This is a genomic window from Methanosarcina sp. UBA411, from assembly GCF_002495725.1.
Classification (GTDB): Archaea; Halobacteriota; Methanosarcinia; order Methanosarcinales; family Methanosarcinaceae; genus Methanosarcina.
Genome location: NZ_DAGK01000012.1, coordinates 260,749 through 274,292 on the forward strand (window position 1 = coordinate 260,749; position 13,544 = coordinate 274,292).

Here is a 13,544-nt window from a genome sequence, read left to right on the forward strand (position 1 = left end):
CCCCTCATTCACTGATCCATCTCATCAAGCACCTTGTTGAGAGAAAGCACATTAACGTAAGTTCCGGCGAATGGGGAATTGACAGATTCTGCAAGTACGAGCGATCTGAGCTTTTCTTCCGGTAGATTTCGTGCCTTTGCCACGGCAGGCACCTGTATCAGTGCGGATTCTAAACTGATATGCGGATCAAGCCCGCTAGCAGAAGCCATAACCAGATCCGAAGGTATCGGGCTGGCAACCCCGGCTTTTTGGAGTGCATTTGTTCGGTTGTCGACAAGCTCCAGAAGAACAGGATTTGTCGGGCCAAGGTTTGATCCTCCGGAAGAAGTTGCATTATAACCGCTAGCTGATGGCCTGCTCTGGAAGTACTGAGGTGCAGTGAAATTCTGACCAATGAGTTTTGAACCTATAATCCTGTTTTCATTATCGACAATAAGGCTTCCGTGAGCTTGATTCGGAAAAAGAAATCCGGCAGCAAGTGTCACTATCATGGGATAAACAAATCCTGTGATGAGGAATAACACTGTGAATAGTAATGTGGCTCTTTTGAAAGATGTCATGCCAATACCTCCTCAGATATGTAGTAATCCGGCCAATACCAGATCAATTACCTTGATTCCAATAAACGGAGCGATTATTCCTCCAAGGCCAAAGATGGTCAGGTTGTAGGCAAAGAGTTTCGATGCCGGCATAGTCTTGAACTTTACCCCGGCGAGTGCAAGCGGGATCAGCATTGGAATTACCAAAGCATTGAATATGACTGCCGAAAGGATGGCAGATTGGGGAGTTGCAAGGCCCATGATATTCAGTACTTCAAGCTGCGGATAGATTCCTATAAGGGCAGCGGGAATAATTGCAAAGTACTTGGCAATATCATTGGCAATAGAAAAAGTTGTCAGAGCTCCCCGAGTCATCAGGATTTGTTTACCTATCTCGACAATGTCCAGCAATTTTGTAGGGTCGCTGTCCAGATCAATTATATTTGCAGCCTCTCTTGCAGGCTGTGTGCCGTTGTTCATTGCCACAGCCACATCGGATTGGGCAAGAGCAGGAGCATCATTTGTCCCGTCCCCGGTCATAGCAACCATGTATCCTTCATTCTGATAGTCCCTGATCATTTTGAGTTTGTCGTCAGGCTTTGCTTCTGCCAGATAATCGTCTACTCCGGCTTCTGCCGCAATAGTGGCAGCAGTGAGATAGTTATCGCCTGTGATCATAACCGTCCTTATCCCTATCCGACGCAGGTCTGCAAACCTCTCCTTAATACCTGTTTTCAAGATATCCTTGAGGAAGATAACACCGAGAATTGTCTCGTTGCGAGCAACTACAAGGGGTGTCCCGCCTGCAGACGCGACTCTATCTACCTTCGCCTTCAGGTCCGACGGAATGACACCCCCGCGTTCCAGAACAGCTTTTGCTATTGCATCTGAAGCACCTTTCAGATAAGTTGTATCTTTGCATTGTGCACCACTAACTCTTGTTGCGGCAGAGAACGGTATGAAAGTGACATTTTCCGGAGAAACTGGAGCTATTCCTGTTTTTTCCTGAATTAAAGCGATAATACTTTTCCCTTCAGGAGTATCATCCGCAAAAGATGAAAGCAGAGCAGCTTCAGTCAGGTCATCAAGTGACTGATTATTTACTGGCAAAAACTCAGCTGCCTGTCGGTTACCTAAAGTGATAGTTCCCGTTTTGTCCAGCAGCAGGACATTTACATCTCCTGCAGCCTCAATCGCCCTTCCTGAAAGAGCAACGACATTTAACCTGAATAACCGATCCATTCCGGCTATTCCAATTGCTGGAAGCAGGGCTGCAATGGTTGTGGGCGCTAAACAGACGAAAAGTGCAATCAGGACTGTGAGGCTGGCAGGGGCACCCCTTCCGCTTGAGGCAGCGCTGTATGCAGAAACCGAATAGGTGCTAACCACAACCGCGAGAAATACGCCTGTAAGCGCAATGAGCAGAATTTCGAGAGCTATTTCGTTAGGAGTCTTCCGCCTCTCGGCACCTTCCACCATTGAAATCATGCGGTCGAGGAAAGTCTGCCCAGGATCAGTAGTAATTCTGATAATAATCTCATTTGCAATAATGGTAGTTCCTCCGGTAACAGCACTCCGGTCACCCCCAGATTCACGCACAACTGGGGCTGACTCCCCTGTAATTGCGGCTTCGTTGACCAGTGCAGCCCCTTTCACGACTTCTCCATCTCCAGGGATTACTTCATTTGCCTTTACGAGGACCAGATCGCCTTTCCTGAGGTCAGAGGAAGATATCTCGACGGAAGAAGCGTCGAAAGATTCTGCTTTGAGCTTTCGGGCTGGAACGCTGGTTCTTGATTGGCGGAGGGATGCTGCCCTGGCTTTTCCACGTCCTTCAGATACTGATTCCGCAAAGTTGGAAAAAAGCACTGTTAGCCACAGCCAGAAAGAAACAAAGCCCGTAAAGAAGGAGGCTCTTGCGGTAGCAGAAAAAAGACTGATAATGAAACTAATAGTGGTCAGGATACCTCCTATTTCCACTAGCAGCATAACCGGATTCCCAGCCTGCTGGCGCAGATCCAGTTTAAGTACCGCACTGATCAGTGCTTCACGAAGAAGTTTCGATTCAAAAGCACCTAAACTGGGGTATCGTTTTCTTGGCATTGCTTCAGATCCCTCCTATCATGGTCAGGTGCTCGGCGATAGGCCCCATTGCAAAGAGAGGGAAAAATGTAAGAGCGCCGATAATCAGGATTACCAGGATCATCCAGATCGAAAATGTAACTGAGGCAGTGGGAAGAGTTCCTGAGCTGGGCGGAACTTTTTTCTTCTGCGCTAGCGATCCCGCCAATGCCAGCATGGAGACCGCCGGGACGAACCTGCCTATTACCATTGCTAAAGAACCTATCAGTGTGTAAAACGGATTTGATGCATCAAATCCGGCAAAGGCGCTACCGTTATTTTGAGACATGGAAGCAAAAGCGTATATCAGTTCAGAGAGCCCATGAGGACCAGGGTTCTTCATTAATTCTTCAACGTTTGGTAGAACCAGTGCAATACCCGAAAGCAGGAGAACAAGGACGCCAGGAACAAGGACAGCTATGACAGCAGCCCTCATCTCAAGTACCTCTATCTTTTTTCCAAGGTATTCAGGGGTTCGTCCTATCATCAATCCTGCAATAAAGACTGAAAGTACCACAAACCCTATCATGGTGTAAAACCCGGACCCAACTCCTCCAAAGGCGACCTCTCCGAGAAGCATCATAAACAAAGTCACTAGACCACCAAGAGGAGTGAGTGAATCATGCATGGAGTTGACTGCCCCACACGATGTTGCTGTGGTAGATGTGGCAAAGAGTGACGATCCAAAGAGTCCAAGCCTGACTTCTTTTCCCTCCATGGATATTCCGGAAACCCCAAGCTCTTTTACCAGAGGATTGCCTGTCAGTTCTGCAGCGTAAAGTGTACAGAAACCACCTAAGAATAATACTAACATAACAGTATAGATCATCCATCCCTGCCACATTTTACCTGTCATTCTTCCAAAGACAAGAGGCAGAGTTACAGGTATCAGGAGAATAAGAAAAACTTCTATCAGGTTAGTCAAAGATGTCGGATTTTCATAAGGATGTGCAGCGTTTGCATTGAAAAATCCTCCTCCATTGGTACCGAGTTCTTTTATTGCTTCCTGTGAGGCTACTGGCCCCATTGCAATTGTCTGCTGTCCTGTCGGGCCGTACCCTATAGCCTGGGCATATGGGTCCAGATTCTGGATGACACCCTGAGAAGCCAGTATTAGGGCGAAAATGAAAGCTATCGGAAGAAGAATGTAAAGGGTACAGCGAGTGATATCCACCCAGAAATTCCCTATCCTGTCGGTAGACTGGCGGGTGATTCCCCGCATTACTGCAATAGCTATGCAGATGCCTGTAGCAGAGGAGAGAAAGTTTTGGACTGTAAAACCAGCCATCTGGGTAAGATAGCTTGCTGTTGTTTCACCGCTGTAGACCTGCCAGTTTGTGTTAGTGACAAAACTGGTAGCAGTGTTAATTGCAGTAAAAAGATTAAAAGCCCCGAAATTTTCTGGGTTGAAAGGAAGAAAACCTTGAAGAAGAAGTAGTATAAGGAGAATTACAAAACCAATACCATTGAATGCGAGCATATCCCGGGCGTAGCCCTTCCACCCATCTTCTTGGTCAGGATCTATCTCGGAAAATCTGTAGATTGTTTTTTCAATATGGCCCGGAATTCCTCGGGACATATATCCGGTAAAGACCCGGATAAAGAAACTGCTGAAAGGTAATGCCACCCCGGTAACGATAACCAAAAAGAGGATAAGCATTAAACCATCCAAGGTTACATTTTGTGTTATCATATGGTTCACGACTGTTATATTCAGTTGAAACAGGAACCTCTTTTCATATAGATAAGAAATGAAAAACGTAGGGTGACCAAGATTATATAATTATTCTCCTTGGTAAAGAAATTTAATTTGTAGATAACTTCGAAAATTCAGCCATCCAGTAGATTACGTAGAAACAGTTTATTTACCGGGAGAGAAATGCTTTAATTTCCTAAGCTAATAAAAATAAGAGGATTTTCCACCAGCCATTAAAGAGAGGGACAGAATTAAAATGTGTCTTATGAGAAAGAATTAAATCTGAAGTTTCAGGAAAAACCTTTTTTTAAAGCCTTGAGTAGTTGTTCAGGCTTTCAGGTATGCAGAAATTAATTATAAACGCCAGAAGGAGCAGAATTTTCCTTAAAGCATTAAAAACGGTTTTGTTGCCTATAAGGAAGCTCCTGCTCTTAGAAATTTATCTAAAAAACTTTTCGATTTCCAACATTGCAGAAGCCATAGAAAAGATAACCACCCGATCTTGTTTTTCAATTACAAAATCCCCTCTTGGGACTATAGTATCTTTTCCCCTGACCACCATATTGATGAGAGCTCCTCTTGGGAACTTTACTTTGTTTAAAGGTTTCCCGACAATTTTCGAGTTTTCAGAAGCCGTATATTCTATGATCTCCGCTCTTTCGCCTTCAATGGTAGTGAGGGTTTGTATTCCCCTGCCCATGGTAAGCTTAAGAACCTCGTTTACAGTTGCTTCCCTGGGACTGACTGCCAGATCTATACCGACCATTTCAAAGAGAGGCAGGTAGTCCGAACGGTCAGCCCTGGCAACCACTTTCTTTGCCCCCATCTGTTTTGCCAGCAGTGAACACAGAAGATTTTTCTCATCGCTGTCTGTGACTGAAATAACAACGTCCGTATTCTCAATGCCCTCTTCCCTGAGCAGATTGAGGTCAGTGCCATCCCCGTTTAAAATAAGGGCATTTTCCAGTGTCTCGGCCACTTCTATACAGCGGCTTTTACTGTGCTCGATAATCTTAAGGTCGGCATTCTCCTCTTTGTCTATCAGTTTAGCCAGATAAAATCCTACAATGCCGCAGCCTATAATAAGAACTCTATTCCTGTGGGGTACCTGGCTTCCGAAAATATTGCCCAGATTTTCCATAGCCTCAGGTTTGCCCACAACTACCATGTGGTCATTTGCCTTGATTACGTCGCTTCCATTAGGAATAATTATTTCGTGATCTCGAAAAACCGCACTGACAATGCAGCAATCAGCAAGCTGGAGGTCTTGCATCTGTTTTCCTACAAGCTTGCTTTCGGGACTTATTGCAAACTCAGTCATCTGGACTTTTCCCTCGGCAAGCATCTCGGCATTTATCGCTGAAGGGCTTGACAGGATCTCAGCAACTTCGGAGGCAAGTGCAAGTTCAGGACAGATCATAAGATCGACTCCAACCTGAGCCCTTGAGGTCACAGGCGAATCTATGTAATCCGGGTTGCTGACCCTTGCAATGGTTTTAATTTCCTTCCATCCGGGCTTGTTTCGGGCTATTAGCTTGGCGGTCATGCAGGCTACAATGTTAACCTCATCGAGACCGGTCACAGCCACAAGCAAATCAGTATCTTGAAGAATTTTTGCTAGAATTTCAGCATTTGCTCCGTTTCCTTCAATAACAAGGACATCAAGTTCGTCTGCCCTTTTTAATGCTCTTTCAGATTTTTCAATAATTATTACATCGTTTTTTGGGGAGAGAGCCTTTGCGATGTGATAACCTACTTCTCCTGCGCCGATAATTATAACCTTCATAGCACACCTTCAGAAAAACTGTTTTTAACTAATCTGATATTGTGAAACCTGGCGGACAAAAAACAATAGGTATAGGATAAACCAAGATATAAGTTGAAAGAAAAAACATGGAAAATTAATAGAACATATATAAGACACGGCTGTAAAATTCGGTCCGATAAATTGTTTGTGATAAAATTAAGCAGCGTGTTACCATCTCTGGAAATTAAGTGTTTTGCAAACCGAATTTATAAGACCCAGTATCTTTTTAGAACTGAAGACTAAAGATTTAGACTTAAGCAGCTATATATAAATGTTTTTAGATTTTGCAGAAATAAAAAAATTACAAACTTTAACGAGTCCTCAGGAAATAAAGTGAAAAATAAAGTAAAAAAGAAAAAAGTAGAAAAGGGATGAAAAAAGGCCTCAAGAAGGGAGAATAGGCTGCGGCTAAAAGCTGCTTTTAACCTTCAAAGGCATCCTTTACTTTCTCAAAAAAACCTTTGTTTTTCTTAGATTTCTCAGTGGACTTCTCGTTCCTGCCGTTTTGATCTCCCTCTGGATTCTTGCCGCTGCTCAGAGCTTCGAACTGACGAAGAAGATCCTTTTGTTCATGAGTAAGTTTTGTTGGAGTCTTGATTACAACCCTGACGAGCTGGTCACCTTTTCTGTTCCCGTGCAGGTGCTGAATTCCTTTATCCTTAAGCCTGAATACGGAATGGGTCTGGGTTCCTGAAGGGATGTTCATCTTGACCTTTCCATGGAGGGTGTCGACCATTACATCCGTCCCGAGTGCAGCCTGAGTAAAGGAGATCGGAAGTTCGGAAATTACATCGTAATCGACCCGCTTAAAGTAGGGATGTTCCATTACATGAAGCACGACATAGAGATCTCCGGATGGAGCACCAGGTTCTCCTGAGTCTCCTTCTCCGCTGAGCCTTAGATGCATACCTGAATCAGCACCAGCAGGCACATTTACTGTTATTTTCCTTGTATTCCGGACTCTGCCTGTACCACTGCAGACCGGGCAGGGAGACTCAATAATCTGGCCCTTGCCGTGACAGGTGTTACAGGTGGTGGTGCTTACAAACTGCATGCCCAATCCGGAACGAGTGGTGTGGATTTGCCCTGTGCCGCCACATGTGGGACAGCGCTTCGGGCTTGTTCCGGGTTTGGCCCCGGTTCCGGAACAGTTTGAACACCTTTCCGTTCTCGGAATGTCGATATCTTTACGGACTCCAAAAGCTGCCTCCTCAAAGGTGATGTACATGTCATACTGGAGATCAGATCCTCTCCTCGGCCCCATAGGACCGCGTCTGCTTCCCCCACCACCGAAAAACATTTCGAATATGTCCCCGAAGCCGCCGAAATCTGCACCACGGAAGATATCTTCTGCGCTGTATTGCCCGTTTATTCCGGCATGTCCGAAGCGGTCGTACTGAGCACGTTTCTCATCATCTGAAAGAACGGCATAAGCCTCGGAGATCTCCTTGAACTTATCCTCAGCCCCAGGTTCCTTATTTCTGTCAGGATGATATTTTAGCGCAAGTTTTCGATACGTTTTCTTTATATCCTCGGGTGAGGCATCTTTGGATAATCCGAGAATTTCGTAATAATCACGTGTTGTGGCCATCAGGATTCCCTGTTATTTTAAAAAAGATAAAGCTCCGGAGCCTGCAGCAGCAGGTTTCCGGTAAGGCCTGAGAATCTCCAGGCCTTTTTTATTACTTAGTTTTACTTTATTTACGCTTTTCGTCGTCAACTACCTCATAATCAGCGTCAACGACCGTTTCTTCAGGACCTTTTGCATCGTGGCTTCCTGCTTCGCCTGAAGCCTGCTGAGCCTGCTGCTGGGCTTTCTGGTACATTGCAGTGGAGATCGGGTATACGGCTTCCTGAAGAGCTTCAGTCTTTGTCTTAATGGCTTCGCTGTCCTTACCTTCAAGAGCTTTCTTAAGATCCTCGATTGCGGCATTTACCTTTGACTTCTGGTCTTCTGTGGCCACATCTCCGGCTTCCTTTAATGTCTTTTCCGCAGCATTGATCAGAGCCTCGGCATTGTTCCTGGTCTCGACGTCTTCTTTGCGCTTTTTATCTTCTTCGGCATGCATTTCCGCATCTTTGACCATGCGCTCGATTTCGTCATCCGAAAGTCCGCCCGGCTTCTGGATGGATATGGACTGCTCCTTACCGGTTCCGAGGTCTTTTGCACCTACATGCAGGATCCCGTTTGCATCAATATCGAAAGTAACTTCAATCTGCGGGATGCCTCTCGGAGCTGGTGGAATACCATCCAGAGTAAAGCGGCCGAGAGTCTTGTTTTCGGAAGCAATTCCCCTTTCTCCCTGAAGGACATGAATCTCTACTGAAGGCTGGTTATCAGCTGCTGTTGAGAAGATCTGACTTTTCTTCGTTGGAATTGTCGTGTTTCTCTGGATCAGCGGGGTTGCTATGCCTCCGAGCGTTTCGATTCCGAGAGTCAGAGGAGTAACATCAAGCAGCAGGATGTCTTTAACTTCGCCTCCTAGCACACCGGCCTGGATGGCTGCCCCAATTGCAACGGCCTCATCAGGATTGATGTTCTTGTAAGGCTTCTTGCCGGTAAAGTTCTCCACAAGCTCGACTACTGCAGGCATCCTTGTGGCACCTCCGACCAGAATCACTTTATCGAGATCATTTGGAGTAAGTTTTGCATCACTGAGAGCCTGGCGCATAGATACAAGGGTCTTTTCAAGAAGGTCCTCGGTCATCTTCTGGAACTGGGCTCTGGTCAGGTCGACATCGAGGTGCTTTGGTTCCCCATCCGGACCAACTGTAAGGAATGGAAGGTTGATATTTGTACTTGCAACTCCGGACAGCTCGATCTTGGCTTTTTCCGCAGCATCGGTTAAGCGCTGGAGTACGGCTTTATCTTTTGAGAGGTCAATTCCTTCGGTTTTCCTGAACTCGGCAAGTAAGTAGTTAACAATACGCTGGTCGAAGTCGTCTCCTCCGAGGCGAGTGTCGCCGCTTGTGGATTTTACCTCAAAGACTCCGCCTCCGAGCTCGAGAATGGATACATCAAAGGTTCCGCCACCCAGGTCGTAGACAAGAATTGTTTGTTCTATATCTCCCTTGTCAAGCCCGTAAGCCAGGGAGGCGGCAGTGGGTTCATTGATAATTCTCAGGACTTCAAGACCTGCAATTGCCCCTGCATCCTTTGTAGCCTGTCTCTGGGCGTCGTTGAAATAGGCAGGGACTGTGATAACAGCCTGTCTGATAGTTTCTCCAAGATAAGCTTCTGCATCGGTTTTGAGCTTCTGAAGAATCATCGCGGAGATTTCCTGTGGCTTATACTCCGTTCCCTGAAGAGTCACCTTGTAATTGGCGTCTCCCATATGCCTTTTAATGGAATAAACAGTATTTTCAGGATTCGAAACAGCCTGTCTTTTTGCAACCTGGCCTACAAGTTTCTCTCCTTTTTTAGAAAATCCGACCACTGACGGGGTTGTCCTTGCGCCTTCGGCATTAGGGATCACGACAGCTTCCCCGCCTTCCATTACTGCCATGCATGAGTTAGTAGTACCAAGGTCAATACCAAGTATTTTTGCCATGTTTTATCCTCACTAATTACCTGGTTAAATTATTAATTATTCAGTTAAAATTTATATTTAATTATAGAGTTAGACAAATTTTTTTAGACAAATCATTAAGTTAAATTATTTATTAAGTTATTTGGTAAAGTTAGAGTAAAGTTATTCAGTATAATCAGAAAGTAAGTTATACCTGAATTCAGGAGTAGATTTTCTCCTTACTTCTCGGCTTCATCATCAGGATTTCTGGCCACTGAAACCATAGCAGGCCTGATAACTTTAGAGTTAAGAGCGTATCCCGTTTTATAAACATCTACTATAGTATTGTCCGGGACTTCAGAGGTCTCGATATGTTGAACTGCCTCATGCCTGTGAGGGTCAAATTCGCTGGCTTTTTCACTCTCAATCTTCTCAATCCCGTACTTTTCGAGAATCGAGAAAAACTGCTTTGAAAGCTGTTCGATTCCACTGACGATCGAGCTCATGTCCTCTGCAGTTTTTGCAGATTTAAGGGCACGATCAAAATTATCCGTTACTTCAAGGAAGTCAAGAAGTACCTGCTCAAGCACAGCTTTCCGGTTTTCCTCCATCTGGCGGGCGTTCCGTTTTCTGAAATTATCAAAGTCTGCTGCAAGCCGGAAATACTTATCCATAAGAAGCTGTTTCTCCTCCTGGCACCTAGCTTCAGGGCTTTTTTCAGCTTCCGGACTGGCAGAAGCCTCTTCGGGTTTTTCCAGTGCTTCATAAGCCTCTTCCGCCGGAGAACCAGAGTTTTGGGCTTCAGAATTTTTAGCCCCAGCCTGGGTATCTTCTTTAGAATCTTTAGTTTCATCTTTATTGAATATTCTCATTCATCGAACCCCATCAAGTAAGTACAACGGTTTCGCTCGTCCTGTGATCTGTGATTGTTTGTAATTCTATAAATACTTTTCGGGCATTGGGAATACTTATCACTTAAAAAACAAACGAAAAAGAAAAATCAGTAAGAGTGGTTTTGAAGTTTATAAAAGAGTACTTTGAGCATTACAACGCTTGCAATCATGGAAGCCGCGACTGCTGAAATCACCTGGTCCCACCCTATGGCTGAGATTCCTCCACCCAGTGCAAACTGCACGCCGCCTACAAGCGACACAAATACAAAGGAAAATCCAAAACCTGCAAGAGCTCCTCCGATAAGGGAACTTAGGATGTCCAGCCCACGTTTTTCATAAAAAACCATGCCTGCAATAAACATTACTGCAAAGATCAAAAGTACGACTGCGGAAGGCAACGGACTTTCTTTTGTGGAAAAGATATCAAAGAGCCCGAGCCCCATATCAACCAGGAATATACCCATGAAAACCGAAATCGCAAGAGTTTTAACAAACGGGTTTTCAAAGATCGACTGAGAGTTAGGGTTTATGCTGTTAATAGTACCAGGCACCTTATGTTTTTGGATGTTTAACTTTATGGTATAAACTGTATAATTTATATAAACTTTTACATATTGAATTTAGTTTTTAATCCAACCGTTGGGCCGCAACCGTTGAGTCGCAACCGTTGCGCCGGTTGATCACGCCATTGTTAGGGGTTTTCGATTTAGCAAGATTTTTCGCTCAAGCCTTTTTTGAAAAGGCTTGTGATCACGCCGATAGGGTTTGAGGATAAGGTTCTTATTAAACCCTAACGTTGCCAGGGGTTTTCGCTCAAGCCTTTTTTGAAAAGGCTTGGAACAAAAAGTAATATATAAATTACCGAGTTTCTCCTTTCCGATGAAAATCCTGATTGCAGAATTTGCTGTCGGCACGGACATTGAAAAGTCCCTTATCCCTGAGGGAGCAGCTATGCTAGAAACCCTTGCCGAAAGCTTTACCCGTCTCGGGCATGAGGTTTACTACCCATCCGCAGGCACGAAGATCTGTGCAGGCACGCGTGTTGAATCCACAGACGAAAGTTTCAGGCAGGTAATTGAGAGAAAAGCAAAGGACTGTGATGCAGGGCTGGTTATTGCCCCTGATTCCATGATTCCCGAGTTGAATGAAGTTCTTGAAGAAAATACCGTAAACCTGGGATGTTCCCCTCAATCGGCAACCTGCTGCGCGGATAAGCTTATGTGCACGGAAATCCTGAAGAAAGCCGGAATTAAAGCCCCTGAAATCGTAAAAAAGGCTGAAGAAGGCAAAAAGTATGTTACAAAGCCCAGGTTCGGCTGCGGCGCAGAGGCAACATATCTTGTCACAGAGTTTGATAACAACGAGGAACTCGTTGCAAGCGAGTATGTTAAAGGAGAAACCCTGAGCGTAAGCCTTATAGCAGGAAAAAAACCGCTTCCTCTTACTGTGAACCGCCAGTTCATAGAATTTGGCGAAAAAGAAACTGAAGCTGGAGAAAATGGGAAAACAGGAGCCTTCGGTATAAAATATAATGGAAGCCTTACCCCTTACCAGACTCCAAGGCGAGACGAACTCTATGAAACTGCAATCTCCACAGTTAAATGCCTGAACTGTTTCGGGTATGTAGGTGTAGATATTATACTTGCTGATCTTCCATATGTAGTGGATGTAAACCCCAGGCCCACAGCCTCACTTTTCGGGATTAGCCACGTTATGCGAGAGGAAATTGGAGACTTGCTTTTGAAAAATAAGTTTGGAGAACTGCCTGACTCGATACATATTGGGGGAGAATACCGCTTTTCAAAGGATGCGCTTGGGGAGCTTTTCGAAAAGGCTTGAGAGATAGGGAATAGGTCGAAAAGCCGAAAGTAAAGAATAATCGAAAGCTTGAAAAAAACATATTAAAAGGCTTAAAAATGAATTCGAAGATTATCGGGCTTGATATTGGAGGAGCGAATACTAAACTTGCCTCCTCGGATGGAAAGATTGTAGAACTGCATTATTTACCTCTCTGGAAAAATACGCGGCTTCCTGAGGTCTTAAAGGAAATCTCACAGCGACTGCAGCCTGAAAAAGTTGCTGTTGTTATGACCGGTGAACTTGCAGACTGTTTTGAAGACAAGGAACAGGGCATCCACTTTATAAAGTCCTGTGTTGATTCTGCCTTTGGGCTCTCAAAAGTGTCTTATATTAACAGCATGGGAAGGTTCCAGAGCGAAACTGACGAGGTAAGGGAACTTGCTGCTGCCAACTGGGCGGCTTCAGCCAGATTGATAGGAAAAGAAATAGGCGATTGTATTTTTGTGGATGTGGGAAGTACCACAAGCGACATTATCCCTATCGTATCAGGAGAACATAAAGCTGGGCTTAATGATTTTGAGCGACTGGTAAGAAGTGAACTTGTGTATGCAGGCACCCTCCGGACAAATCTTGCCTCACTTCTCGAAAAAGTAAAACTTGAGAGGGGCTGGTGCAGGACAGCTTCCGAACTCTTTGCTACAACTGCAGATGCTTATCTCCTGCTGGGGAAAATTGATGAAAGCATGTATACCTGTGAGACCGCTGATGGAGCAGGCAGGAGCAAAACCGATGCTATGCGCAGGCTTGCAAGACTGGTATGTGCCGACCTTTCCGAAATCCAGGAAAGAGAAATCTACGAAATTTCGGGCCAGGTAAAAGAAAAACAGGTTTCTATCCTCACTGAGGCAATTTCCGAAGTTGCGGAAAGGAACGGGCTTATAAAAATCGCAGCTGCAGGCCTTGGAGAATTCCTGATAAAGGAAGCTGCCGAGAAGCTTGGTTTCGAATGCATTTCGATATCTGGACGCTGGGGAGAAGAGATCTCAAAAGTCTTCCCGGCATATGCGGCTGCGAGACTGATTGCCTGTAAGCCTTTTTAAAAACAAGCCTTTTTAAAAAAGGCTTGAGCAAAAAAACACTGCTAAATCTAAAACGTCATGAAGGCGTGATCACAAGCCT

At 45.0% G+C, this 13,544-nt stretch carries 10 protein-coding genes; 2 read left to right on the forward strand and 8 right to left on the reverse strand.

The window, feature by feature from the left end:
• Window positions 1–8: 8 nt before the first annotated feature.
• The 8 genes from kdpC to BP861_RS04980 all read right to left on the reverse strand — a co-directional run bounded on the left by kdpC (window position 9) and on the right by BP861_RS04980 (window position 11,116).
• Window positions 9–560 carry a potassium-transporting ATPase subunit KdpC gene (gene kdpC, locus BP861_RS04945; RefSeq protein WP_292373132.1) on the reverse strand — a complete coding sequence of 184 codons (552 nt, stop codon included), beginning with the start codon at window positions 558–560 and terminating at the stop codon, window positions 9–11.
• A gap of 12 nt (window positions 561–572) precedes the next feature.
• Window positions 573–2,642: a potassium-transporting ATPase subunit KdpB gene (gene kdpB / locus BP861_RS04950; RefSeq protein WP_292373133.1), complete on the reverse strand. Its 2,070-nt coding sequence runs from the start codon at window positions 2,640–2,642 to the stop codon at window positions 573–575.
• Between the two features lie 4 nt (window positions 2,643–2,646).
• Window positions 2,647–4,353: a potassium-transporting ATPase subunit KdpA gene (kdpA, locus tag BP861_RS04955; protein ID WP_349680995.1), complete on the reverse strand. Its 1,707-nt coding sequence runs from the start codon at window positions 4,351–4,353 to the stop codon at window positions 2,647–2,649.
• Between the two features lie 442 nt (window positions 4,354–4,795).
• Complete coding sequence (trkA, locus tag BP861_RS04960; RefSeq protein WP_292373137.1) at window positions 4,796–6,142, reverse strand: Trk system potassium transporter TrkA; 1,347 nt, start codon at window positions 6,140–6,142, stop codon at window positions 4,796–4,798.
• Between the two features lie 442 nt (window positions 6,143–6,584).
• A complete protein-coding gene (gene dnaJ / locus BP861_RS04965) occupies window positions 6,585–7,754 on the reverse strand; it encodes a molecular chaperone DnaJ (RefSeq protein ID WP_292373139.1) in 1,170 nt (389 codons plus the stop codon).
• A 106-nt stretch (window positions 7,755–7,860) separates the two neighbouring features.
• Window positions 7,861–9,714, reverse strand: coding sequence for a molecular chaperone DnaK (dnaK, locus tag BP861_RS04970; protein ID WP_292373141.1), 1,854 nt, complete (start codon window positions 9,712–9,714; stop codon window positions 7,861–7,863).
• 197 nt (window positions 9,715–9,911) lie between these two features.
• Complete coding sequence (grpE, locus tag BP861_RS04975) at window positions 9,912–10,544, reverse strand: nucleotide exchange factor GrpE (RefSeq protein ID WP_292373143.1); 633 nt, start codon at window positions 10,542–10,544, stop codon at window positions 9,912–9,914.
• Between the two features lie 128 nt (window positions 10,545–10,672).
• Window positions 10,673–11,116 carry a heat-shock protein gene (locus BP861_RS04980; RefSeq protein WP_292373144.1) on the reverse strand — a complete coding sequence of 148 codons (444 nt, stop codon included), beginning with the start codon at window positions 11,114–11,116 and terminating at the stop codon, window positions 10,673–10,675.
• Window positions 11,117–11,444: 328 nt separating this feature from the next.
• On the opposite strand from BP861_RS04980, the gene BP861_RS04985 reads away from it, so the two are divergent.
• Together BP861_RS04985 and BP861_RS04990 are read left to right on the forward strand one after the other, a co-directional pair.
• The gene (locus BP861_RS04985; RefSeq protein WP_292373146.1) at window positions 11,445–12,404 is read left to right on the forward strand and encodes an ATP-grasp domain-containing protein; all 960 of its coding nucleotides are present in this window, start codon (window positions 11,445–11,447) and stop codon (window positions 12,402–12,404) included.
• A gap of 77 nt (window positions 12,405–12,481) precedes the next feature.
• Window positions 12,482–13,465 (forward strand): hydantoinase/oxoprolinase family protein, encoded by a 984-nt coding sequence (locus tag BP861_RS04990; protein ID WP_292373148.1) that lies wholly within the window; start codon window positions 12,482–12,484, stop codon window positions 13,463–13,465.
• Window positions 13,466–13,544: the final 79 nt, after the last annotated feature.

Bases quoted from the DNA above. Each gene is read 5' to 3' on its own strand.
- kdpC (WP_292373132.1), bottom strand. From the start codon at position 560: ATGACATCTTTCAAAAGAGCCACATTACTATTCACAGTGTTATTCCTC.
- kdpB (WP_292373133.1), bottom strand. From the start codon at position 2,642: ATGCCAAGAAAACGATACCCCAGTTTAGGTGCTTTTGAATCGAAACTT.
- kdpA (WP_349680995.1), bottom strand. From the start codon at position 4,353: ATGATAACACAAAATGTAACCTTGGATGGTTTAATGCTTATCCTCTTT.
- trkA (WP_292373137.1), bottom strand. From the start codon at position 6,142: ATGAAGGTTATAATTATCGGCGCAGGAGAAGTAGGTTATCACATCGCA.
- dnaJ (WP_292373139.1), bottom strand. From the start codon at position 7,754: ATGGCCACAACACGTGATTATTACGAAATTCTCGGATTATCCAAAGAT.
- dnaK (WP_292373141.1), bottom strand. From the start codon at position 9,714: ATGGCAAAAATACTTGGTATTGACCTTGGTACTACTAACTCATGCATG.
- grpE (WP_292373143.1), bottom strand. From the start codon at position 10,544: ATGAGAATATTCAATAAAGATGAAACTAAAGATTCTAAAGAAGATACC.
- BP861_RS04985 (WP_292373146.1), top strand. From the start codon at position 11,445: ATGAAAATCCTGATTGCAGAATTTGCTGTCGGCACGGACATTGAAAAG.
- BP861_RS04990 (WP_292373148.1), top strand. From the start codon at position 12,482: ATGAATTCGAAGATTATCGGGCTTGATATTGGAGGAGCGAATACTAAA.